Raw genomic sequence first — 26,264 nt, 5'->3', positions numbered from 1 at the left:
ACTTTTTCATAGAATATTCAAAATATTTTTACAGTGGATTTTACCTCAAATTAATGAAAGGTAAAACTTTCGCTTCTAGAAATCGAGGGACCTCATCAGAAATAAATGCCAATAAATTCCTGATTATAGAAACAAAGATTTAATAGCGCCACATCCTCTAAAAGTTATCGCTTTTCCTTTATACTATTGCTTTTGCTTCCAAAGCCTTCTTTACTGTACAACGTTTTTGTTACCTGCACCTTACCATCAGTAGTATTGAAATTGTAATTCATTGCGGAAGTTTCACTATAGTTGGCACACTAATTGCATTATAAGATGATGAAGTCATTTCATCGAGGGGGGATGTTATGTGAAACACTGTGACGTTTTAGTCATTGGTGGGGGAATTATTGGCTGTTCGATTGCTTATTATGCTACTAAATATGGAAGAGACGTAACAATCATTGAAAAAGGGGAATTTGTCAGTGGCACGTCTTCACGATGTGACGGAAATATTTTAGCAATTGATAAAGACCCAGGTTTTGATAGTCAAATGTCATTGTACAGTCAGAAACTAGTTGATGAATTAAGTAGAGAATTGGAGCACCCTTTTGAGTATCGTGCACCAGGTAGCATCCTTGTCTGTGAATCAGATGAGGAGATGGAAGCGGCACAGAAATGGGTCGACCGTCAAAAAGCTGCCGGTTTACCATTCCGCATGCTTGATCGACAGGATATAAGGCAGGAGTCTCCCTTTTTTGCAGATGATTTATTAGGTGGTTTGGAATGTGCTACCGATTCCACCGTGAATCCTTATCTTCTAGCGTTTTCTCTTCTTGAAGAAGCAAAAAAACTAGGGGCTAAAGCCTTGAAACATACCGAAGTAAAACGAATAAAAAAAGAAGAGAGCGCTTCATTTATTGTAGAAACGACAAATGGAGTTTTTACCGCAGATCATGTCGTTAATGCCGCTGGGGTATGGGCACCTCGAATAGGAGAGATGCTTGGTCTTTCAATACCGATTAAACCAAGAAAAGGGCATATTATCGTTGCCTCTAGGCAGCAACATGTGGGATCTCGAAAAGTAATGGAATTTGGTTACTTAATTTCTAAGTTTGGTGGACATCGTCGCGTTGATCCACTGACTGAAAAATACGGAGTAGCTCTTGTCTTTGAACCAACGGAAAGCCAAAACTTTTTAATCGGAAGCAGCAGAGAATTCGTTGGCATCAATACGAAAGTAAACAATGAAGTCATTAAATGTATTGCAAACCGGGCAATCCGCTTTTATCCGAAAATGGCCGATATGATGGTAATTCGTTCGTATGCAGGGTTGCGACCGTGGACGGAAGACCATTTACCAATCGTTTCAAGGGTGGATAGATTCCCAAATTATTACATCGCGGCCGGCCACGAAGGTGACGGAATCAGCCTCGCAGCAGTAACAGGGAAAATAGTAGAAGAACTAATAAATGAAAAAGGAACGTCTATTCCTATTGAACCGCTTAGATTTAACCGTTTTAAAGAAAGGATGTTGAGCAGATGAGGGCACAAAGAGTCTTTACAACCATTGATACACATACAGGCGGGAATCCAACGAGGACGCTGATTAGCGGTCTTCCGAAACTAGTTGGAGAAACAATGTCAGAAAAAATGCTCCATATGAAAAAGGAGTATGATTGGATCCGTATGCTTTTAATGAACGAACCGCGTGGTCATGATGTGATGTCTGGCGCTTTGTTAACGGATCCGTGCCATCCAGAAGCGGATATCGGCGTGATTTATATAGAAACAGGAGGATATTTACCAATGTGCGGACATGATACCATTGGTGTCTGTACTGCTCTAGTTGAATCGGGATTGATCCCCATTCAAGAACCAATTACTTCATTAAAATTGGATACACCTGCAGGACTTGTCGAAGTAGATATTTCCGTAGAAAACGGAAAAGCGAAAGAAGTATCTTTTTGCAATATCCCAGCGTTTCTATTAAAAAGGGTTTCCGTTGATGTCGAGGGAATTGGGCGTGTAGATGCTGATATTGCGTATGGCGGCAATTTTTACGCAATCATTGACGCTAAATCTGTTGGATTGGATTTAATTCCAGAGAATGCTTCCAACATAATCGAAAAAGCGATCAATATCAGAAATACTATTAATGAAAAAACTGAAATCGTTCATCCGCAATATCGATTTATTCGAGGGCTAACCCATGTTGAGTTTTTTACCGACCCAACCCATGAGGAAGCAGATGTGAAAAACACAGTTATTGTTCCTCCAGGAGGAATCGACCGTTCTCCATGTGGAACGGGTACTTCTGCCAAATTGGCTGTCCTATATGCTAATCAAGAAATTTCAATTGAAGAAGAATTTGTTCATGAAAGCATTGTTGGTTCCCTATTTAGAGGACGGGTACTGGAAACAACAGATGTGGAAGGCGTTGAGGCTGTAGTGACCAAGATTACAGGATCAGCTTGGCTAATGGGGATGCATCGGTTCTTCTACCATGAAGAAGATCCGCTTAAAGAAGGGTTTCTGCTTATTCCCCCGATGGAACATGAAACGGAGGACGTAAAATGAAGATTCAAAAGGTATATTTAACAACGGATGTACACGTAGCCGGTGAGGCGTTCCGTGTTATCAAAGATGCTCCATTCATTCATTATCAGAACTTGGAACAGTTAAATGAGCAGTTTCCGCATGTATTTGCAGAAGAGATCAATCTTTTATTGAATGAACCGCGCGGGTTCGCAGGATTAAATGGCTGCCTTGTCGTCCCGCCGATTAGCCAAGAAGCAGATGCGGCAGTATTATTTTTCAATCATGAAGGAACGGTTCCTCTTCATTACAGTGGTATCGTTGCTGTGATGACAGCTTTATTAGAATGTGGCCATTTGCAGCCAAGGGCATCGAGTGAATACAAAATCGAAACGGTAAGTGGTTTGATTTCGGTTACCGCTATTATGGAGAAGGATGAAGTAGTTTCAGTGGTGATAGAAAGTGAACCATGCCAAGTCATTCAATCAAACGTCCCATTGTCTCATTTACATTTAAATACAGACTTTTCTCTCGTGAAAACGGATCAATTATATGCAGTGTTTGAGAAGCGCGATTTTCCTGCAGAGATTTGTGTTGAGGAACTTTCTGAATTGAAGAGATGGGGGAAAACAGTGTTTCAAGCTCTCGAGTCAAAAATTCATGTAAAAGGTGCCATTTTAATGGATGACTCTCATCTAGAAAAGGGGCAAATTAAAACAATCACTTTCCGTGAGGACCAGTATATTGTTCGGTCTCCTGGCTTCGGATCGACGATGGCATGTTATACAAGCTTAATATCTAAAGGTGGATTATATATGGAAAAGCCATTCGTAAATGAAAGTATTTTTGACAGCCGTTTGACAGTACAAGCAGTTAAACAAACAGAAAGTGGCTACCAGTTCAAGTTGACAAGCCGCGGCTTCATTACAGGAATGCAGACATTTGTATTAGATCCGACAGATCCTCTACCTGCTGGATTTTTATTAAAATAATCGAAATATAACCGTTACCTATATTTTTGATTTTCGAGACTTTAAGGGTGAACAAAACGAATGCCAACATACCACTATTGTTATTGGCGAATCCATATCATGATTGCCCTTTATGTCGGATATTCAATTTATTAGTTCACTCGAAAAAGTTTTAACTATGTGATGCCTTCTATGTTGGTAGATCTTGACATGACAGTCAAAGATGTCGGAATATTAATCACTGCTTTTTACCTTGTTTATGTGGCATCCAAGTTTGTTTCTGATAATATAAGCGATAAAGCCAACCCTAGGTTTTTTATGGGTGTGGGTCTAATTCTTACAGGCATCATCTATATTTTCTTTGGATTTAGCTCTTCCCTGATTGCATTTATTTGTCTGTGAATATTGAATGCCTTTTCCAAGGTTGGGGGTGGCCACCGGCTGCTAAATTAATATTCTCGTAAAGAGCGAGGGTTTTGGTGGGCGATTTGTAGTAATACCTCACATAATATAGGCGAAGCATTAATTCCTTTACTTGCCGGTGGATTGGCGGTCACCCTTTTGTGACGTTATGGCATTTTTGTTCCAGGAATAATTGGTATTGCCGCAGGAATAATTGTCATTTGACGTTTACGGGATCGTCCTGCTTCTATGGGCTTACCTACGGTAGGTGAGAATTGGCGTAATGTTCCAATAGAATTAGAACAGGAGAGAATTGGCGTAATGTTCCAATAGAATTAGAACAGGAGAGAAATAGCAAAAAAATGCCAATGACTCAGAATTCTTATTCGTTATATTATTACTAACAAATATATTTGGTTATTATCGTTTTCCTACATCCTGATTTATATCGTCCCGACCAGGATTAAAGACTGGGCAAACCTTTATTTGGTGCGTGAATATGATTATGACTTGGTTAAAGCTAACTCTGCTCTTTCATTGTTAGAAGTAGGCGGCTTTTTCGGTACTATATTTGCAGGATGGGGATCAGATGTTCTATTCAAGGGAAATCGAACCCCAATGAATATTATCTTTATGATTGGTATCGGTGTTGAGGGCTTTATTATGAATTTCCCTAGTCTTGGCTATAGGTTGATCGCCGCTTGCTTTTATGCAATTGGTTTCTTTATCTTTGGTCAAAAAATGCTCATTGGTATCGCAGCATCTGAAACAACTTATAAAGATTCTGCTGGAGCGGCCGTAGATTTTGTCGGTTTATTTGGCTATTTAGGTGCAGATTTGTCTGGTTATCCGCTTTCTATAGTAATTGAGAATACTGGGTGGAATGAGTTTTTTATAACAATGATTGCATCTACCTTATTGTCTGCACTTTTATTGATACCATAAAGGAGACTGTTTAAAAGACTGAGAGATGTTGGGACTGAAAATAAAATCGTTCTCTAAACAGTATCTACAATTTCCACAATAAATGGAAGCGCTTTCGAACACGTTGTGAGGCTTAGTCACAAAAGAAAAATATTACTTAGGGATTATTAGAATCGGACTAATATTCTTGTATTTTTAAGGATGTTAAAAGAGTTCAATTTTTTCTTATAAAGTAAGTATAAACTTTTGGGGGGATTGGAATGGAGAAATTAGTAGAATGGTTAGTTGGGCAGGTATGGAGTATAGGATTGGTTTTCTTTGCACTGGGAGCAGGGTTATTTTTTACTATTGCAACTAGATTTGTGCAAATACGGTATTTTAAGGAAATGATTAAATTGCTTTTCGAAGGCAAGAGTTCAGATTCAGGAGTATCATCTTTTCAGGCTTTTTGTATGGCTCTAGCAGGACGTGTGGGAATTGGGAATATAGCGGGTGTGGCTACGGCCATTGCCTTTGGAGGTCCAGGGGCCGTTTTTTGGATGTGGGTAATGGCAATATTGGGAGGAGCCAGCGCCTTTATAGAATCCACTCTTGCCCAAGTGTTTAAAAGCAAAGTGGGAAATGAATACCGGGGCGGTACACCTTACTTTATTGAAAAAGGTTTAAAGATAAAATGGTTCGCTACTTTGGTGGCTATTGTTGTCACAATTTCCTATGGAATTTTACTGCCAGGCATACAATCGAGCACGATTGCTGTCGGGTTTGAAAATACATCCGGAATAAATAAAGGCATCACAGGAGTTCTATTGGTTGCCTTACTTGCAGCGATTATTTTTGGAGGTGTAAAACGAATTGCCAGTGTTGCGGAAAAAATAGTTCCTTTTATGGCGTTAGGATATGTGATCGTTACATTCATCATTTTATTTGCGAATATGACGGAAGTTCCTGCTATGTTCTCTCTTATCTTCTCTAGCGCATTCGGTTTGAATGAGGCCTTTGGGGGAATTGTAGGTGCAGCGATTGCCTGGGGGGTCAAGAGAGCGGTGTTTTCGAACGTTGCTGGTGTTGGTGAAGGAACGTATAGTTCGGCAGCGGCTGAAGTTTCTCACCCTGCCAAGCAAGGATTAGTCCAAGCTTTTTCGGTCTATATCGATACGATTGTTGTATGTACGGCGACAGCTCTTATGATTCTTGTAACGGGCATGTATAGCGTTACTCCAGAAGGAAAAGAACCAATTGTTGAAACAATGGGAAATGTTGAAGCTGGACCCATCTATACTCAGGAAGCGGTAGAAACTGTATTACCGGGATTTGGCTCTATGTTCGTTTCCATAGCCATCTTCTTCTTCGCTTTCACGACCCTGATGGCATATTATTATATTTCCGAAACGACCCTTGTCTATCTTGATAAAAAATTAAAGCTGCAGTGGTTAAAAACAGTCCTAAAAATTGTATTTTTAGTAATGGTGTACATTGGAAGCGTCGAATCAGCATCTTTATTATGGGCTCTAGGAGATTTAGGGATAGGAAGTATGGCGTGGCTCAATCTTGTTGCGATTTTACTTCTGACAAAACCAACCTTAAAAGTATTAAAGGATTATGAAAGCCAGAAAAAAGCAGGGAAAGATCCAGTTTTTGATCCACGAAAAGTTGGTATAAGCGGTGCTGATTTTTGGGAAGAAAAATCCCCAGATAAGAAAAATAATACTTCTAAAGAAAAAGTGTCTATTTTTCCAAGAAAAGACGCTAGTCTCTAGAAAGAAGGTTAAGGAGGTTTTGATAGTAAAAGGAAGGAATTATAAAAAACCCCACTTACTAGTTAAGAATGGGGTTTCTTCTGTACCTAAAATCCAATTATAAAGTTTATTAGAAGTTATGAGTATTATTTTTTGCTTATAAAAATATGTATATATAGTAAGAATCCTTGCAATTAACACTGCATTAAAGTGGTCACGACTTCCAATCAACCGCTTGCTACTAATATTAACTTCCCATTCTTTTCTTAGGTCTTGTTTTGATAACTTTATAGCTTATTTTGAAGATAAGCTAGGAATTATGCCCTTTTAGCAAACATTTAACCTCCCCCAGCCGGGAAGAATTTAGGTTGGGGGGTACATTCTAAAATGACATTTATATTTTTTAAGACCCCGAATATGGTATAGCGTGGGTAGGAAGTCGGAATGGTACGTGTCAACCAAGAAACAGCTGGAGTTGAATACCAAGCCCCATTTGGCGGCATGAAATGGTCTAGTTCTCACACTAAAAAACAAGGGCAATCAGCTTTGGATTTTTATTCACAAGTAAAAACTTGTGCCATTAAATATTCTTTTAAATTTTTCATCATAAATTGTACATGATTATTAATAGTACGGTGCAAAAACTATTTAATGGAAATATAAAGGCCATCATAACCTGTTAAATTACAGTTAATCAAGGGATTCTTAACAACTTATGTATGAATGTGACATCGTTTTAAGCAGACTTTACCAAGGTAAAGTCTGCTTAAAATCTAAAAGAATTTATCAATAAATTTGTAATTGTCCCTGAAACGACTAATAACACGTGAGTAGATCCCGAAGTTTTTTTGCAGCTCGGAGTTTTGCATAAATTCCTTGTGTAATTATTGGTTCGTACGTGATGCTTATGCATCATTCACGTCATTCTTATTAAGTGAATTATTATTAGTTTCTTTACTTCATCTAACATGTTGTGGATTGAGATTACTAGGAATCGTAACTTTTTAGTTAGAAAAAAGTTATACATAAAATTTGATCACTAATTTAATTACCTTTTTAATTTAATCACTATTTTAATTCCCTTCCCGAAAAATGTTTCAAATGGAGGGTTACTTCTTAAAAGCCTAACACTGTAAACTCAGTAGAAAAAGAAGTTAACACTTTTGCGTTTCCCGTTTCTTCTATATACACATTTTCTTCAATTCGTACCCCGCCATAACCTGGAATGTAAATTCCGGGTTCTATCGTAAACAATAATCCTGGTTCCAATATCAGTTTATTTTTTTCATGGATAGATGGTTCCTCATGTACTTCCATTCCTAAACCATGGCCTACCCTATTATTAAAATATTGTCCGTAACCGTTAGTTTTAATGACATCGCGAGCTGCAATATCTACACTACCTGCTGTATGCCCTACCTTTACAGCATTAATCCCAGCTTGAACAGATTCTCGGACAATCTCATATATTTTCCTTTGTTCAGCCGTACCTTCTCCTACTACAAAAGTGCGGGTAATGTCTGAACAGTAGCCATTTAAGATGACTCCCATATCAATTAATAAAAAATCGCCACGATTAATTTTCTTCTGATCTGGTTGCCCATGAGGAAGCGAAGACTTTTCACCAGATAAAACAATCGTTGAAAACGATGGCCCTTCTGCTCCATACTTTCTCATTAAATATTCCAGTTCCGCCGTTAATTCCAACTCCTTCATGCCCACTTGAACGCGGTTAATCCCTTCAGTAAGCACTTTTTCGATAACATAAACCGCTTCTTGTACCATTGCGCTTTCCTCTGGAGTCTTCTTCATCCTCTGAACTGCAATGAACTGCCCAATATCTTTATAGAGAAATCCTGGATAAAATAAATTGAACTGCTCCTGCTGATATAAACTGAAATTTTTGGTTTCTATTCCTATCGTTTGTACACCTTCCCCAATTTTATTTTTCAAGACTTGATAAGGATTTTGTTCGTCAAAAATGGGGATAATTTTTTTTATCGATGATGTTGCTTCTGCAGCCTCCAAGTCAAGTGCTGGAACAAATAAATAGTGATGTTGATTATGTAAATCGAGCACTAACGCCATAAACCGCTCATGCGGATCAGAATAAAAGCCAGTGTAATAAAAAACACTTTTTGGTGATATGACAATGGCTAAATCTATTTGTTCGCTTTCAAGATACTGGAGTAATAATGCCAGTCTTTCTCGATGTTGATTATTCATCGTAAACACTCCCTAAACAAATGATAAGCTAAGCAATGTTACACAAAGAAAAAATTCCTGCTTTCATGGATCTTTTGAATATTTCATCATAAATTTCTTTCACAATCTCTAACTCTACACTTCTATCTAAATCAGAATCATTAAAAGCTTTTCTCCAAATGATCAACAATAGTGCCAACATGCCTAATTGTCTGCTTGATAATGCTAGTAGTTGACATGTCCAAATCTGCCATTTTATACAAATCCAGCCCCTTTATATTTCCGCCTTGCTTCAGAACTTCAGTCCATTGCTCACCAATACCTTTACCTTCTTTTTTTATTCGTTGTGAAATGATTGTTGCAGCAGATATCCCGACCGAATAAGTAAAAGGATATAGGCCCATATAATAATGCGGCTGTCTCATCCATGTTAATTTTGCCCCTTCATCTATCTCAACTGTTTCTCCCCAGAATTCAGATAAAATTTTCCCTTTTGTTTCGCTAATACTCGAGGTAGTTAATGCTTCTTTATTTTCAACCATCTTATAGAGCCTCCGTAATAACTCTGCCTCTAACACATGTGTGACACAATTATGATGGTAACTCATCATTAAATACATATTTAACCAACGATTAAGTCTCGCGTCGTTTCTCTGTTCCTGTAAATAATGAACTACTAAATGTTCGACTAGTGTAGATGGGGCTTCTACAAATAGCATGGATTGTGAATTATTAATAAATCGTTGATTTTGAGCAGAAAGTGTATAATGGATGGTATGCCCAAGCTCATGACTTAAAAGGAGCATGTCAAACAAGTTGCCTCCCCAAGGATAAAAAGAATAGCCATGGACACCATGAACACCTCCACCAAAGGCAATCATTCTTCGTCCAATATTATCCCCTCGGTAAACCCACCTTTCTGAGAATGCTTTGTGCATTTGATTTTGATACTCAGAACCTAGTACACCTACAGCTTCAGTGATGATTTCTCCTGCTTCCTTATAGCTTATTGGTGGATCAAACTCAGGATCTAAGGGAGCTTTAACATCAGAAAATAAAAGTGTATCTAATCCAAGCTGCTTTTTTCTTAAACGGGCGTATCTTTGCATATGTGGCGATAGCTCATTTTGGAATGTGTCTAATATTTGTTCAAAAAACTCAGTAGAAATTTCATCTGTGGTATAAAAATTAGTTGATGGTGGTGAAAATTGAAGGTGCATATCAAGTACAGATGAAAAACCTCTTATTTTTGCTAAAGTCACATTTTTATTGATTTCATTTGATAAAATTTTTGCAAGTCCATGCTGATGACTCTTTAAACCTTTTGTTAAGGATTTAAAGGCATTTCTACGGAGTGTTGTATCTGGAGATGTTTCAATCTGTGTCATATACGTGTGTAAAGAAACAGGTATTTGATTCCCATTCTTATCCTTTACTGGCTCAAATTTTAAGTCAGAAGATGTAATAGTGAGATAGAATGTTTCAGGTGATTCTAGAGTTTGACCTAATGATGCCAAAATTTCTTCCATTTCTGGGGTTAATGCATGTTGACGGGCTTCGTCAATCCTTTGTAAAAACCGATTATATATTTGAAGATCTTTTTCTTCTTCCATGTATTTTGTCATATCTTCCTTAGGTAATTGGATTAAGGTATTCACAAATTTGGCCGATACCATATTTCCCTTACCAACTAATAGCTGTACTCGTCCCATTAACTTTTGAGCATCCGGATCTGATTCATCCTCCGAATATTTGAACATAGCATAACTTGAGATTCGATGAAGTCTTTCCATTAAATTATCGTATTTTCGGATAACATGAAGTATTTCAAACGCTGAAGATAAAGGGATCTTTCCGCTTAACATTTCATCTATTTCTTGTTCTGCAGCTGAATAAGCTCTCCCCAATTCAATTTCAGAAGAAAAAATATCAGTTAAATTCCATGTAGCTTCTTCTGGAACATCCTTTCGCATTACCAAATTCATAGCAAACTTCCCCTTTCCTAAATATTTTGTTCTTCTTACACCACTTGATTTGGGAAAGAAAAGAGCCGCGTTTTATATAATTGTTTAGCAGAATCATTTAGTAATCGAATATCTATTTTTATGCTTAAGACTCTAATCTACTCAGCAGACTCTGTAACCGGAGTGGCGACAGTCACCTTTTCTTCCCCTTTTATCATTTCATTTGGGAGTGCACAGTTCTGATTGGAAATTTTTTCAACATCTTATATCCCCTTAGTGTAACCAACTAAATACTCTCCATCTATTAGAATATTAACCTGCATTCATAAAGTTTTTTCTGCTTCATTATCCAAGCGTCAAACCATTTTGAGGACTTCCTTCATAAAGAAAACGACATTCAAATCAATAGGGAACATCCCTCCCATCCCGCCTTTCCTTAATCATTCATTTTATCCCTCATGGATCCAAACCCTCATTTGCCCAGATGCTCGATTATTCCATGCATAATATGGGATTGCGGTTATTTGAAAAGGCTTGTTTTTTGGTTTAGTGGTGGAATAAAGTTTATTCTCCCAATCGTCGTCAACTAGTTCTGCCTCTCCTATGATCTTTACAACTCCTCCTAGAAGTGTTTCATCATAAATAGAATGAAGTACTCCTTCCTTCGGGAGAGAAATTTCATGTAAAGAGTAAATATTATCAATTGATTCTAAACAATATATAATCGGTCCTCTTTGAATAGCTACAGTATTTACATTTTGCCTAACTTTCGGATGAGAATATATCCTTTCAATCGGCATAAATAACTCTAATTCTACTCTATCGTCATTTTTCCACTCACGCTCAATACGGACATACCCCTTATCAAAATGGTCGGTAATTTCCAACTCTTTATTATTCACTTTAAGTTTTGCCGTTTTGCACCATTCTGGAATTCGCAGTTTTACTCCAAAGGTATCTGGACACTCTAATTCAAGATTAATAGAGATTTTCTCATTCCAAGGATAATCAGTTTTTTGCCTTAGTTTAATTTGCTGTCCATGTAAATTAAACCTTGCTTCGCCTTGGACATATAAATGGACAACAATATCATCAATGCTTTGTGAATATAGATAATTTCCTAAAGAAGCCAGCAACCTAGCAAGGTTAGGAGGACAACAGGCGCATCCAAACCATTCTTTTCGATGTCGGTCACCAATACTTGCTAAAGGATTAGCGTAAAAGAACTTTTTGCCGTCTAATGAGACACCGCTAATCACACCATTATAAAGGGCACGTTCCATGGCATCTGCATATTTCCCGTCACATTCCAATTGAAGCATTCTATGATTCCAATAAACCAATCCAATAGCTGCACAGGTTTCTGCATATGACGTCTCATTTGGGAGATCATAATCGTAAGTAAATCCCTCATTTTTACCTGTGGATCCAATTCCACCTGTAATAAACATATTTTTCGTATGTAAATGCTCCCATAGTCGTTCACATGCTTTTAATAGTGATTCATCGCCAATTTCTCCAGCAAGATCGGCCATTGCAGAATACATATACATCGCCCTTACTGAATGTCCAACAACTTTATTTTGCTCTCTCACTGGCTTATGAGATTGGTTGTACTCTTTGATGTTATCCAAGTGATTCATAAAATTGTCAAAAAATCCTTTTCTTTCCTTCTTCTCAAGCGTAAAATAATGAGGCTCTTGTCCACGTTCATCTATAAAGAATTGACTTAATTTCAAATAACGTTTTTCACCGGTTACTCGATACAATTTAACAAGGGCCAGCTCGATTTCTTGATGGCCGCAATAACCTCTCTTCTTTCCTTCTTCATATCCAAAAATGGATTCAATATGGTCGGCATAGCGGCAGACTACATCAAGAAGTGTTCGTTTTTTTGTTGCCTCGAAATGAGCTACCCCAGCTTCAATCAAATGTCCGGCACAATATAATTCATGGGCATCACGCAAATCAGTCCAACGTTCACCTGGTTTAACCACAGTAAAGTAAACATTAAGATAGCCATCAGGCTGTTGTGCAGAACTAATTAAGGCAATCACTTCGTCTACCAGCAAATCAAGCTCAGGATCAGGATGAGTGGCAAGGCTGTAGCTTGCCGCTTCCAGCCACTTGGCTACATCAGAATCCCAAAATATATGGGGTTCATTTTCCATACCATGTTTCCAATTAAGTTTAAATGCATCAATTCTCCCAGATTCTTTACATTGCTTATACTGATGAGGAATGGTTTGCTCCCGATTAACTTTAATTCGCGGTGCCCAAAAGACATCATCTATCACTACATTCGTGAAAGATACCGGTTTTAATATTTTTTGTTGCAGTAAATTCATTTTTGTGAACTCCTTTCTAAATAGAAAACGATTTTTATAGAAAAAATAAAGGTTATCTTTATGACTAACCCTTTATACCAGTTAAACTGATCCCTTCAATAAAGTAACGCTGTCCGATAAAGAAAATGACAATTGCAGGAACGGTCATGACTGCTGCTGCTGCCATCATGAGATGCCAATCAGCTGCGTATGAACCTTTTAATTGTAAAAGACCAAGAGCTAACGTATACTTTGCTTCATCATTTAAGAAAATCAATGGTCCAAAAAAGTCATTCCATACACCCATGAAAGTAAAGAAACCTACTACTAACATTGGCGGCTTAACTAATGGGAGTAATATTTTTGTGAATATCTGAAAATGGTTTGCTCCATCAATTAAGGCGGATTCATCTAGTTCTCTTGGAATGTTCATGAAAAACTGGCGCATTAAAAAGATAAAGAAACCGCCGCCGCCAAAAAAAGCAGGAATAATTAACGGCCAAAATGTGTTAATAGCCTCTAACTCTGACCACATTAAAAATGTAGGTATCAGAGTAACAGCTCCTGGGAGCATCATTGTTGCAATAATAAGAGAGAACCAAATATCTCTACCTGGAAATTTCAGTCTGGCAAAGCCATAGCCGCACATACAGCAGGTGATAATCGTCCCAATAAGAACAGGAATTAAAATGATTAAAGTATTTTTAAAGTAAAGCAAAAAATCAATAATGGAAAATATTTCAATATAGTTTGACCACTGGAACTCTTCAGGAAAAAGTTTTGGCGGAAACTCAAATATTTCCGTCGAAGTCATTAAAGAGCTGCGGATAAGCCATACAAAGGGAACTAAGCTTATGACGGCACCTACAATTAATACAGATAGCGAAATTATTCGATTTACAGTTTTTAATTTCATCTTACTTACCTCCCCCGTAATGCACCCAGCTTTTAGAAGACTTAAAGATGAACAATGTAAAAATAAAGATTACTATAAACAAAATCCATGAAAGCGCACTAGCATATCCCATATTATTTTTCTGGAATGCCTCGCGATAAATCAGAAAAACATAAAATAGCGTGCTGTTATTCGGTCCGCCTTCTGTCATGACATAGGCTTGTGTAAATGCTTGAAAGGAGCCGATCAGACCCATAATAAGATTAAAGAAGATTACCGGTGATATTGATGGAACAGTGACGAATCTAAATTTATGCCACCAATTTCCTCCGTCAATATCAACTGCCTCAAGCAGCTGCTTAGGCACGTCTTGCAGCCCTGCAAGAAAAATTAATGCTGTACCACCGCATCCCCACATACTCAATAATATTAATGAAGGAATTACGGTCGTTTCATCATAAATCCACATTAGCTTCGGAAGATGGAAAAAATCTAATATGCTGTTTAATAAACCGAAGTCAGGGTTAAATAGCCATAGCCATAGTATATTGGAGGCAACTGCTGGTACGATAACAGGTAAATAATACATTGTTCTAAATATGGATTGGCCTTTTATACTTATGTTCATAAGTATTGCTACGAATAATGCTGCTAAGAGGGTAAATATTGTACTTCCTATAGCAAAATAAAAAGTCACAAACAGCGATTTTTTGAAATTTAGATCGTTCTTAAAAATCTCCACATAGTTTTGAAATCCTATCCATTGATAATCTCCAACCACCTTATAATCCGTAAAACTAAAATACAAACTTGCTAGCATAGGGCCGATTGTCCAAATTAATAATCCTAAAATAGCTGGAAGGGTAAAAAAATAACCCCAAAATATTTCTTTTTGACGCAATTTAAGATTGCTTTTTACTTTAACCCCCACTTTTGTACTATTAGATTTTATAGGTATATTTCCAATACTCATTTGATCCCTCCTTAAATAAACACAGCAGAGCATCGATCGTTTTTTTAAAACAAAACTTAATTTTAGTGGCTTGTTACGAAGCTATGCACTTCGTAACAAACCTATTTTCAAAAAAGAATTCATTATTTGTATTCATCGCCAAACTTTTGATTTAATTTTGGCATAATGACATCGTTCACAACTTCTTCCGCTTTCTTTTTATTCGTCCAAATTTGGTCTAATCCAGGAGTAATAATTTGACTCGCTTCAGAACGGTCCTTCCAATAATAGTTTGGGTTTTGACGAACATTGTTCATAGCCCAATCGATGACTGATTCTTTAAATTCTTCTGGGTGAATCTCGGTATCAGTCCACTTTTTAATTAACTCAGGATCCTGATACCACTTTTCTTCATTAGGCATCCATAATCCACCAGTAATTAACGGTAAACTATTCTGAGGATCCATTACAAATTTTAAAAATTCCTTTGTTTCATCCCAATTTGCTTTTGTATTGTCAGTATTAAACACCACAATTGGCGTTCCATAACTTGTTGTTACAGCATTTTTCATTTTTGGCAATACACCGATTCCTAAATTTAAATTCTTTTCCTTTTTAGCTTTACCAAGTTCCTGCAACGCCCAATGACCATCAATATTCATGGCAACACGCTTTGTTAGAAGTGCTGTATCCACATTAGGAATAGTGGATAAATTAGCTGGAGTAGGCATTACATGATGAACATACATTAAATCCTGCATTTTCTGTAAGGATTCTATTGTCTCAGGTTTATCAAGGATAATATCCTTTCCATCTTCGGAAATAATCCCTCCATCGTTACTAAAAAGGAATGTCTCATAATGATAAGTAAAGTTATTAACACCATAAGTTTTAATATTTTTTGGATCAAATCCATCTTCACCAGGATGTTTGCCATTTCGGTCTACAGTCAGTTTTTTAGCTACTTCAACAAATTCCTCCCATGTCCAGGCCTCTTCTGCTTTTGTTGGCGGGTATTCTACCCCTGCTTCATCAAATAAATCTTTGTTGTAATAAATATTTGCTACTTCATTAGCCACACTGGAACCAGCAATTGGACCGTTTTCCTCAAACTGAAAAATTGAGTATTTTAATTTGTCTCCGAATTCACCTGAATCAAACAGTGGTTTTAAATCTTTAATCGCACCGCTTTCAAGCCAAGGTGGTAGGCTTCCTTCTGGGAAATAGCCCAAATCCGGAAGAGTATTCGAAGAAGCCATCGTCGTCATTTTTTCTAAATAGTTCCCTTGAACTTGTTGTCCTTTTACTTGAATGTTCGGATGAGAATCGTTAAAGGATTTAAGTAACGCTTCAATTGACTCCTTCTCAAGAGGTCCTCCCCAATACGTGAACTTTAGTTGAACAGCATCTTTATTTCCATTGCTCTCTTCTACATTTCCTGTTGCACTGCTGCCGCCAAAACAACCGCTTAATAGTCCAACAATCAATATTAAGACAACAGAAATTGCAAGATAGAATTTACGTTTTCTCATTTCCCCACACCTTTCTCTATTTTTTCTTATTTAAATTTTCATGTAAGATTCAAGGATGTTTTAGTGATTGAAAAATTGTGTAAAATTTTGGATATTTTTGAAATATTAATTAAAGTATAGAATTATAGTCCGCAGAGGGAGAATGTCAAATGGTGTATAAATCTGACTTTTTCAAAAATAATAGGGTTAATTAAAGATCAATTTGATCTTTTTTTTGACCTCGATTATTAATATTTTATTAAGTCTTAAATAACGTTTATTTCCTGTCTTTCTATAAAAAAGCCTTACTACTGCTAAGACTATTTTTGAGGAATTATAGTACAGTTGCATTACTGAAAACAGAATCAGTATCTTCCATTTATTTTCATCCAGCCTTTATTTGAATGAAAGAATAAGCTAATTTTAATAAATTGATTAATAAAAATGATTAATAGAAACCACTAACTATTTGATAAAATAAAATATTGATAATTTCACCTATATGAACTACCCCCTTCTGAAATCGCTTACCATTCATAATAATCTTAATTTTTAGAATTTTGTTATCCACTAAAATAATATCATTTGGCCCTAAATTTTGTCAGTGGTCCAACTATTACATTAGGTGTATAAATCCGACTATAAATTTAATGGTTTTGGAGGCTTTTCATAGAATTACTTATTAAATTGATAAACGTAAAATTTCATTTGATAATGGAAGTGTATTAAAACCGACGATCACTATAGATAAGTAGATATTTCCCATCTAAAAGTGCTATAGCTTGGTAGAGAGTATCAAATACTATTTTATTATTATTGGAGTGCCCCAGAACATAGCTAACAATTGTGCAATCATATAGATCACGAATAGCACTTAAATAGGCCTTTTTTGATTGTCTATCCTTAAATTCGTAACATTTGTAACCTTTCGGAAATCTGCTTGTATGCCAAAGGTTTTCATAATCAGTAGATTCTATTAAAGTTAAATTTTAGATTGAACATAAAAAGCTCCCCTTAGGGTAAAACAGATTTTTATTTTTAATCTGTCTACCTTAAGGGGAGCAATTCAAAATAATGCGCCTATTTAATATCATTTATTACCACATTTTTTGAAGTAGTGCTTTAAAGTGTCAAATTTTCTTATCATGTACTCTACTTTCTTACTTGAAGTACAGGGTTAATGCTGAAAGATTTTGACTTGTTGTTAATCTAGACCATCAAGTCTTACTGCCCAGATAAAATCTATATAATTGTTAACTCTCTTATAGATTGAGTAAGTACTTCATTTCCATTTTCTGCAACAAGTAAATCATCTTCAATTCTTACACCGCCAAGATTGGGAATGTAAATACCAGGCTCAATAGTTACTACCATTCCTGCTACTATTTTTTGAGGTTTTCCTTTTGTGCTAAAAAATGGATTTTCATGAATATCTAGTCCTATTCCATGACCTGCACCGTGCCCAAAATAATCTCCATAACCTTTTTCTTGAATGTAGCTGCGTGGTAGAGCGTCTACTTCATTTGTCGTAAGTCCTGCCCGTAATCCAGCGACACCTTTATTAAGTGCTTGCAAAACAACTTGATAGACTTCCTTTAGTTTTTCATTCGGCTCTCCAACAGCTACAGTTCGAGTCAAATCTGAACGATATCCATTATAATATGCACCAAAGTCAAGGGTAACCATATCACCTTTTTCAATGACCTTGTCTGATGCGATGCCATGTGGTAGTGCTGAACGATATCCAGAAGCCACTATGATATCATAAGCAGAGGATGCAGCCCCTTCTCTTCTCATGACAAACTCTAATTCATTTGCAACTTTTTTTTCTGTTATTCCAGGTTTAATATAGTTTAATATATGTTTAAAAGCAATATCCCCTATTGCTGCTGCTCTTTTAATAGCGGCAATTTCTTCTTCCGTTTTGATTTCACGAAGCTTTTCAACTACCCCAGAAGTAGGTACAAAAGATACATTAATCGCTTCAGTGTATTTTCGGAATTCTTTATACGAAAGATGTTCTTCCTCAAAGCCAAGTTTGGTAATTCCTAAGCTTACAACCTGTTTTGCTATTTCTGCTGTTAAATCATCTTTATACTGCACAATATTGTACCCTTTTGCTTGGCTGTTAGCTTGCTCTATATACCGAAAATCAGTAACAAATACTGCTTCCTCTCTTGAAACAATTACAACACCCGCAGTTCCAGTAAATCCAGTCATATATCTTCGATTCGTTGGGCTAGCAATAACAATTCCATCAATTCCCAAATATTCAAACTCGCATCTAAGCTTCGTTATTTTATTCAATGGTTCCACTCCCTAATAGTTTGTTTTTTAACATGTATTCATTTAATTATTCTTTTCAGTACGACTAATACCCCAATATAATTCTTTTGACCAATAAGATTGCTGAAACTACCAATACAGCAGAAGCAGACATTATTAGATGCCAATCTGACGTATATGCACATTTTAGTTACTTTAAACCTAGTCCATGTGTATATTAGTTTTCAACATTTAATTAATTTAATGAAGTTAAGAAATCATTCCAAACCTCGGTGCAAATCTTTCACAAAAACGATTATTAACTTTTATCGTGTCATCATCGTTATTGATTGTTGATTTCAATAAAAGGAATTATATTTGTAAAATATAATTCTATACCTTTTTTCAATCATATAAAATCAAGGGTAGTTTTCCTTTCATGTATTAGTTTAACTTTTGTGGATGCGTTTTCAAACGAAATGATAGCATCAACGAATATTAAATGTCAGTAGCTAAAATTAAATATTAGGTGGATTATTCTTACCTTTTAGTAAAATTTGAAATTTTTCATTAAAAAAACGCTCACTCAGCTCCATAATATCTTCTTTCCGGTCTCTTAAAAGTGGAATGTATAAACTTACTAAATTAAGCGGTAATATTTTTGAATTTCTCAACTACGGAAAAAAGATGAGGTTCCCGAATATGTAGTTGAGAAATCAAACCTAATGTGGAGAAAAAGATGCAAAAATTAGGGAGATTTGACAGAACAGGTTAACGAATAAGGGATAGATAGAATATTAATTACCAAAGAGGGGCATATTACCCCTCGATTTTTTTATTCTTTATTTAAATGTGTCCGATAGTAAGCTTTCCGAAATTGTGTTGGGGTTAATTTTTCGTATTTTTTAAATAGCTTCATAAAATATTTTTCATCAGAAATTCCGATTGTATAAGCAATCTCTTTAATGCCAAGGTTTGTAGAAGATAATAGTTCTTTTGCTTTAGATACCTTGAGAATATGAATATATTCTTGGATATTTATTCCGATTTTTTGCTTAAAAATGCGAGATAAATAATCTTTATTGTAATTGAACTGTTCTGCTACTGAAGTAACTGAGATATTATCCGTTGTATGTATACGGAGCCATTCAACAATCTTCACAAGATTTTTGTCAGCTTTTGTTTTTTCTTTTGTTGTTTGGAAATTGGTAAGAGCTTGTTCTGATATTTCAATTAACAAAGTTGTGATTATATAATCAACACTTCTTTTGTTATAGTAGTTTGCATTGGACACATCCAGTAATTGATTAAATAGTATATTAATTCGCTCAACTCTTTGAGGTTTTGAATAGATTGGTATAAAAATATGCGGGTTAGATCGATCATAAGCGGGATTAGAACGAAATGATATTACTTCATCTTCCATAGTCTTATCATCAATCAATGTAAAATGGTTACTGCAATTAAAATGGCACCAATAAAATGATACCCCAGGCTTACACTCCCTATGACCATGATGGGTTTGCGAGCTTAACAAAAGTAAAATATCCCCGGGCTTAATTTCATACTGCGTACCTTCTTGCGTAATGTAAAGAATCTCTTTCACACCAATAATAATTACAAAACTTTTTAGGTTTCGTTTGGTGTGCGTCCAAGGTTCCCTTGATAAAAATTGGCCACATGAAATAAATTCGATAGGTATATTTACATCAGTTTTTAGGAATTGACTCAATATGTTTCATCCTCTATATGTAATTTCATTTATCCTTCTTTCATTCTCATATTTTTTTAAAAAAGGTCAGTTTTATACACCTAATGTAATTGTTGTACTACCGACAAGGATAAGTTACAAATGCTATCATTTTAACAATTCAACTATTCTGAATATTCCACCATTCGTGAACTTTAAGATGTAAACTAACACTATTTTATCACAAATCCAGATGACACAGATATCAAACTTTTTAGGAGGTGGTTCAAATTCATTAAAAATCGAAAGCGTGTTTATAATGTTGTAACTGGGAGTAAAATCATGAAAAATGTAGTAACTTTTGAATGGAGGTTTAAAAATGAATAAAAAATTATTTATTGTTTTAATTCTTACAATGATTGCATCTTTAGTACTTTCTGTTCAACAAAGTTTTGCGGCAACATCAAATTATGTTTTACAAGATCAATCAAATAACAATATAGCTTCTAATAAAACAGTAACTAAACCAAATTCAAGTGAACTTTCAAAAACTCAGATCTATGATATGTTCGGAAGAAGCATCAACAATTATGGCGTTGAACTGGTGGACTGGCAGGGATATATCGCAAACCCTTATGTAAAACTTACAGTTAAACCGCCAAAGGATGCTGTCTTTCCTGTAACCATAACAATTAAAGCAACAGGAACCTCACGTTTAATGATGGATTTGCCAAGCGAGTTGTCTAAAGATGGGGCGACAAAAACGTTAACATTTTTCCAACGCTGAAGAGAAAAAGGATTTTAAACTGGCCATTCATCCTGACCGTATTGGTGGTCCGAATGAAGTTGAAAAATATAAATTAATATTTAAAACTTCGGACAAAATTGGCAAAGGACATACTCAAAACATACCTATTAGAGTTTGGGATCAGGATGATAATAAAGAAACAAATTTCCCTCTGCATTTTGATTATCGTTCTGACACAATTACAGGATACTTTAAGGATGAAGGAATCAGAAATGCTGCAGAACAGGCTGTTAAAGACTGGTTTTACTTCTTTGATATGGAACCCTTTGATGAGGTTCCAGCAAACTCTGAAAGTATTATGATTCCGGGTGATAATTGGGAAAATCATGTAGAAGTAACAAACAATTTACCTTATAACGGTATGTGGATCGCTATGAGAGGACTTAATGATCCATGGTCTACAGGGTATCCAGCTAATAATGGAAATTACCATACAAGAAACGGTGAAATGGTTCCTGGAGAAATCCATAGATCGCTAGGTTTAATTTTAGAGTTTATAGATGGAGCCATTCCATTTACATTACTAGATGATGAAAAATGGTATTTAACTGATTTATATAAAGTAACAGATGTTTATGGACTAATGATGCACGAATTTGGGCATTCATTAGCATTTCATGAGTATTGGTCTGGTATGCAAGAATATAAAGTGAATGGCGGTAATGATCCGGATGTAATTAATTATCAGGGATACCCTGTTCCACTTGATAGCAGTTACCATATACCAAGTGATGAGAAATTTTGGGATCGTATAAGCGGTCAAAGTGCAGGTTGGAAGCATTATTTCCCTACAAGGAGATGGATGTTGACAAAACTTACTCTATTAGTTGCAGAAAATGCCGGATGGAAACTGAACAGAAACCTAACACCTTTTCTTAAACCTCAAATTGTTACTACCTCTCTAGATAATGCAAAAAAAGGCAATAAATATACACAAACGTTATCGGCAATGGGTGGTGTCCCATTTTATGATTGGAGAATAGTGGAGGGCTCTCTTCCTGAAGGATTAAGTTTAAACAGGTTTACCGGAACCATCAATGGAAAAGTATCAAAAAAACAAGCAAAAGAGAACTACACCTTTACCGTTGAATTAAGAGATTATGATGAAAAAAGCATTCCGGTAAAGAAAACATTTTCAATAAAAATACGCTAAACAAAGGTCTCTGAAACAGCGTTTCTTCTATCTCTATTCCAAAAAAGTGTTGACATATTTTCCCTGCACTTTTTTTATAAATATATACAATATATAGTCAAATTAATCCACCTAATCTTTTTTTTCAACTACCGACAGTATTGACCATTTTTTATATGCTTTTTATGTAAGCGATTTACACATAATGATTGGAGGATAAAAAATGCCAAATGTATTAAGTGCAAGAGAAATTGTTGAAAAAGATATTGAAGCTTTATATCTAGGAAACTTAAAAACAGTAGAATTTGATATAAAACTTCCGACTGAAGGAAAATTTGGATCAAAAATTACTTGGCGTTCAAAGGATGATCGATGGATCGATGGGACAGGTAGAGTTCACCGTCCAGAATATGGTAAAGGCGACCGAATTGTTCCCATAACTGCAACTTTTTCATATGGTGAAGTCTCAATAGATAAGATTTATGAAGTTAATATTTTAGAAGAAGAAAATAAAATTCAATTAGAAAAGGTTTTTCCAATTATTCTTGAAAAGAAAGTAAATGAAGAATTTTACCTTCCGTCAGTAGTAGCCATTCAAACAAAAAGTGGCGATATCATTGCACACTCAATTACCTGGAACGAAGAAGAAAGAAAAATTTATGATGAAATAGGTGAAAAAACTGTTTATGGAAAATTAACTGATACTGACTACGATATAAAAGCAACAATCAAAATTAAAAGAAATATTGATATTCATCAGGAAAAATCCACTAAAGTAAAAAGTATTTCAACTACTAAAGTTCGATTGAAAGAGAATACCCTTTTCAAGAAGGCTCAGGACCGGCGTTTAGCATTTCTACTTTCTGTAAACGATGATCAGATGCTATATAACTTTAGAAAAACTTCCGGTTTGGATACGAAAGGTGCTCCTGAAATGATTGGGTGGGATTCACCAGATAGTTTACTTAGAGGTCACACTACAGGGCATTATCTATCTGCACTCGCCTTATGTTATGCTGCAACGGATAATAAAACTATATTTGGAAAACTAACCTATATGATCTCTGAACTTAATAAAGCTCAGTTGGCATTTGAAGCAAATGGAAACTATGGATACGGATTTCTCAGTGGCTATTCCGAAGAACAATTCGATCTTTTGGAACAGTATACACGTTACCCCAAAATTTGGGCTCCTTATTATACATTGCATAAAATATTTGCCGGCTTATTAGATAGTTACAATTTAGCCAAAATTGATTTAGCATTAACCATTGCCGATAAACTTGGGGATTGGGTATACAACCGTCTAAGTGTATTACCAAACAAACAATTGAAAAAAATGTGGGGCATGTATATTGCTGGTGAATTGGGTGGAATGAATGAATCAATGGCTGAATTATATATGTATACCAAAAAGGAAAAACATATTAAGGCAGCAAAACTATTTGACAATGATCGATTATTCTTCCCTATGGAACAAAAGATTGATGCATTGGGTTCACTACATGCCAATCAACACATTCCGCAGATGATCGGTGCAATGAGAATTTTTGATGCCACAAAAGAGAAAAAATACTACGAAATCTCTCATTTCTTTTGGGAATCTGTGGTAAACGCACATATCTATTCAATTGGCGGAACCGGTGAGGGAGAAATGTTTAAGCAGCCTTTTCAAATTGGGGTAAATATTTCCGATAATACTGCAGAAACCTGTGCTTCCTATAATATGCTAAAATTAACAAAAAATCTTTATGAATATGAAGATGATGTAAGATTTATGGATTATTACGAAAGAACAATGTTCAATCATATCCTTTCAAGTACAGATCATGAATGTAAAGGAGCAAGCACGTATTTCATGCCAACCCGTCCGGGCAGCCAAAAAGGATTTGATGGAGAAAATACTTGCTGTCATGGTACAGGATTGGAAAATCATTTCAAATATACGGAAGCTCTATATTTTTCTGATGAAGAATCCCTGTATGTGAATTTGTTTGTCTCTTCTGAAATTAACGATGAGAAAAACGGCATACAAATAGAGCAAAAAGTTCATAACCCATTTTCAGGATCAATTGAATTGGATATAAAAAAATTGAGGAAAAATGCGTTAAAAATACGCTTACCTTATTGGCATAAGGGTGCTGTGAAAATTTTGGTTAATCAATCGGAATATAATGCAAAAGAACTGGCTGGATACTTAGTAATTGAAAAACAGTGGTTTAAAGGTGATAAAGTATCTATCCAATTTTCTCCAACCTTGAGACTTGAATCTACACCCGATAAGAAAAACATTGTTTCTATTGCCTATGGGCCATATATTTTAGCAGCCATTTCGAATCAGGAGAATTATTTAGAATTACCAATAAGCGAAGAGAATCTTCATGAAAAAATTATAAGAATTGGGGGGACGGATCATTTTATGTATGAAGCAGAACAAATTAAATTTGTTCCACTAGCTGAAATAAATCATGAGCACTACCACCTTTATATAAAAACAAAGTAACACTTATATAAAGGATTAAACTCCATATCTCAAGAAGATTTATTCCCCGTTTCTCCTTAAATCTAGAACGGGGAATTTTCTTCATATAATTATTAAGAATCTTAGCCATATTGATCTCAGCCAAACATTTGATTTGAATTTACCACTTTTCAATCAAAGTCATTTTTAATTCTTAAATTTTTTGGGAGTGTTATGTTAATGATCAAAGCTAATTCTTAAGCTTGTTTACTATCATTATGGAGTTTTTCACCATTTATTCCAATGCTCTTTCCAGATCTTAGATTCAACTATACACTTAAAATCATCAATTTACATTCCATAATTTCAGAAGTTAGTACCACCTAAACTCAAATTTTATGAATACTTCGCGTTAAGATGGTATAAAAGGTAAGAAGGAGAAGCATTGCCTCCCCTTCTTACTTATCTATTTTTATTTTCTCTAAGAAATCTAATCTTTGCTGCTTGCGGAAATGCTCTTTTACCATATATGCTACACCCTGTTGGTTATTCGATCTTGTGACCCAATCCGCCACGCGCTTTACTTCAAATGGTGCATTCCACATGGCAACACCTAAGCCCGCTGAGGTAATCATACCAATATCATCCTCAGCATCACCAATCGCAACCGTTTTTTCTAAAGGAATTTTTAGATGGCTCGCTAATGCACGGAGTCCACTTTCTTTTGAAACACCTATTTTCACAATTTCTAGCTTTTTCGCTTGATGATCTCTCACTTCAATTGAATCAAATGCTTCACTTATTAACCCTGCTGCCTCTTCTTTTTCTTCCTCACTGGAGAAGTGTACATCAATTCTCCTTGCAGCTACTGGCTCATCCCGCAGTGAATCACCTAAAGAATCAACAAATTGCACCGGATAAAACATCGAATCAGATGTATTCAAAATGGATTTACTCAGTAAGTTCGATGCGATTTTTTTTCGATTTCCGATTGAAAAGCGCTCATGGGTGATTCTAATATTACATTTAAAATTTTCTAGCACTTGCACAAGATTAAACGTCTGCTCCTCAGAGATACTTTTTTCAAATAAAGGCTTATCAAGATTATCAGAAATAAATGCTCCTCCATGTGCTACTAAAATCGATTCCAGCTTTAATGCTTTTGCAAGTTTTTTGGCAGATTGAAAATGTCTATTCGTTACAAGAGTGACATAGATTCCTTTATCCTTAACATACTCAATCGCTTCTTTCGTTGACGGCTGGAGGCGACCATTCGAACGAAGCAATGTTCCATCAATATTTAGTGCAAGCAACCGATAATGAGTCACTGTGGTTCCCCCTTCTACTGATGTCTTAACCTAATAAGAGGTTATGTCCTTTTTCGCGAAAATAGAACAATAGAAGAGAATATTAGAAAAGCGCAAGCGTCTTGATCAGCCTAGGGCAAATAAGACGCTCATGAATAGAAGGCGTTCTTTGCCTTCAATTCATGAGTGGCTAGACC

17 protein-coding genes and 2 pseudogenes are annotated in these 26,264 nt (G+C 35.7%); 10 read left to right on the top strand and 9 right to left on the bottom strand.

Going from position 1 to position 26,264, the window contains the following annotated elements; all coding sequences use genetic code 11:
* The first annotated feature begins 349 nt into the window (after positions 1–349).
* From ACSVDH_RS04605 to ACSVDH_RS04575, 7 genes and pseudogenes are all read left to right on the top strand, one after another.
* Positions 350–1,525: an NAD(P)/FAD-dependent oxidoreductase gene (locus ACSVDH_RS04605; RefSeq protein WP_439248617.1), complete on the top strand. Its 1,176-nt coding sequence runs from the start codon at positions 350–352 to the stop codon at positions 1,523–1,525.
* Positions 1,522–2,559, top strand: a complete 1,038-nt coding sequence (locus ACSVDH_RS04600) for a proline racemase family protein (RefSeq protein ID WP_439248616.1) — start codon at positions 1,522–1,524, stop codon at positions 2,557–2,559. The genes ACSVDH_RS04605 and ACSVDH_RS04600 overlap by 4 nt, the downstream gene beginning before the upstream one ends.
* Complete coding sequence (locus ACSVDH_RS04595; protein WP_439248615.1) at positions 2,556–3,509, top strand: proline racemase family protein; 954 nt, start codon at positions 2,556–2,558, stop codon at positions 3,507–3,509. The genes ACSVDH_RS04600 and ACSVDH_RS04595 overlap by 4 nt, the downstream gene beginning before the upstream one ends.
* Positions 3,510–3,659: 150 nt before the next feature.
* A pseudogene (locus tag ACSVDH_RS04590) lies at positions 3,660–3,890 on the top strand (MFS transporter); the annotation flags it as partial.
* Positions 3,891–4,376: 486 nt separating this feature from the next.
* Entirely contained in the window at positions 4,377–4,835 is a 459-nt protein-coding gene (locus tag ACSVDH_RS04585; RefSeq protein WP_439248614.1) for an MFS transporter, read from the top strand.
* Positions 4,836–5,074: 239 nt separating this feature from the next.
* Entirely contained in the window at positions 5,075–6,571 is a 1,497-nt protein-coding gene (locus ACSVDH_RS04580) for an alanine/glycine:cation symporter family protein (RefSeq protein ID WP_439248613.1), read from the top strand.
* Positions 6,572–6,985: 414 nt separating this feature from the next.
* Positions 6,986–7,171, top strand: a pseudogene (locus ACSVDH_RS04575) (aldehyde dehydrogenase family protein); the annotation flags it as partial.
* Positions 7,172–7,666: 495 nt separating this feature from the next.
* On the opposite strand, the gene ACSVDH_RS04570 reads toward ACSVDH_RS04575, so the two are convergent.
* From ACSVDH_RS04570 to ACSVDH_RS04535, 8 genes are all read right to left on the bottom strand, one after another.
* A complete protein-coding gene (locus ACSVDH_RS04570; RefSeq protein ID WP_439248612.1) occupies positions 7,667–8,776 on the bottom strand; it encodes a M24 family metallopeptidase in 1,110 nt (369 codons plus the stop codon).
* Positions 8,777–8,916: 140 nt separating this feature from the next.
* Positions 8,917–10,740, bottom strand: a complete 1,824-nt coding sequence (locus ACSVDH_RS04565; RefSeq protein WP_439248611.1) for a M3 family metallopeptidase — start codon at positions 10,738–10,740, stop codon at positions 8,917–8,919.
* A gap of 428 nt (positions 10,741–11,168) precedes the next feature.
* Entirely contained in the window at positions 11,169–13,067 is a 1,899-nt protein-coding gene (locus ACSVDH_RS04560; protein WP_439248610.1) for a glycoside hydrolase family 127 protein, read from the bottom strand.
* A 64-nt stretch (positions 13,068–13,131) separates the two neighbouring features.
* Positions 13,132–13,962: a carbohydrate ABC transporter permease gene (locus ACSVDH_RS04555; RefSeq protein ID WP_439248609.1), complete on the bottom strand. Its 831-nt coding sequence runs from the start codon at positions 13,960–13,962 to the stop codon at positions 13,132–13,134.
* Position 13,963: 1 nt separating this feature from the next.
* Positions 13,964–14,914 carry a carbohydrate ABC transporter permease gene (locus ACSVDH_RS04550; protein WP_439248608.1) on the bottom strand — a complete coding sequence of 317 codons (951 nt, stop codon included), beginning with the start codon at positions 14,912–14,914 and terminating at the stop codon, positions 13,964–13,966.
* Between the two features lie 122 nt (positions 14,915–15,036).
* Positions 15,037–16,425 carry an ABC transporter substrate-binding protein gene (locus ACSVDH_RS04545; protein ID WP_439248607.1) on the bottom strand — a complete coding sequence of 463 codons (1,389 nt, stop codon included), beginning with the start codon at positions 16,423–16,425 and terminating at the stop codon, positions 15,037–15,039.
* A 1,221-nt stretch (positions 16,426–17,646) separates the two neighbouring features.
* Entirely contained in the window at positions 17,647–18,711 is a 1,065-nt protein-coding gene (locus ACSVDH_RS04540) for a M24 family metallopeptidase (RefSeq protein WP_439248606.1), read from the bottom strand.
* A 793-nt stretch (positions 18,712–19,504) separates the two neighbouring features.
* On the bottom strand, positions 19,505–20,401 hold the full coding sequence (locus tag ACSVDH_RS04535) for an AraC family transcriptional regulator (RefSeq protein WP_439248605.1): 897 nt from the start codon (positions 20,399–20,401) through the stop codon (positions 19,505–19,507).
* Between the two features lie 337 nt (positions 20,402–20,738).
* Here ACSVDH_RS04535 and ACSVDH_RS04530 point away from each other — a divergent pair, with 337 nt between their 5' ends.
* From ACSVDH_RS04530 to ACSVDH_RS04520, 3 genes are all read left to right on the top strand, one after another.
* On the top strand, positions 20,739–21,146 hold the full coding sequence (locus tag ACSVDH_RS04530) for a hypothetical protein (RefSeq protein WP_439248604.1): 408 nt from the start codon (positions 20,739–20,741) through the stop codon (positions 21,144–21,146).
* Between the two features lie 277 nt (positions 21,147–21,423).
* A complete protein-coding gene (locus ACSVDH_RS04525; RefSeq protein ID WP_439248603.1) occupies positions 21,424–22,320 on the top strand; it encodes an Ig domain-containing protein in 897 nt (298 codons plus the stop codon).
* Between the two features lie 202 nt (positions 22,321–22,522).
* Positions 22,523–24,802 (top strand): beta-L-arabinofuranosidase domain-containing protein, encoded by a 2,280-nt coding sequence (locus tag ACSVDH_RS04520; RefSeq protein ID WP_439248602.1) that lies wholly within the window; start codon positions 22,523–22,525, stop codon positions 24,800–24,802.
* Between the two features lie 416 nt (positions 24,803–25,218).
* On the opposite strand, the gene ACSVDH_RS04515 is transcribed toward ACSVDH_RS04520, so the two are convergent.
* Positions 25,219–26,088, bottom strand: a complete 870-nt coding sequence (locus ACSVDH_RS04515; RefSeq protein ID WP_439248601.1) for a Cof-type HAD-IIB family hydrolase — start codon at positions 26,086–26,088, stop codon at positions 25,219–25,221.
* Positions 26,089–26,264: the final 176 nt, after the last annotated feature.

Source organism: Metabacillus sp. Hm71, assembly GCF_051842955.2.
Classification (GTDB): Bacteria; Bacillota; Bacilli; order Bacillales; family Bacillaceae; genus Metabacillus.
Note: the sequence above shows the minus strand (reverse complement) of the source record. Positions and strands in the feature narration are given on the sequence as shown.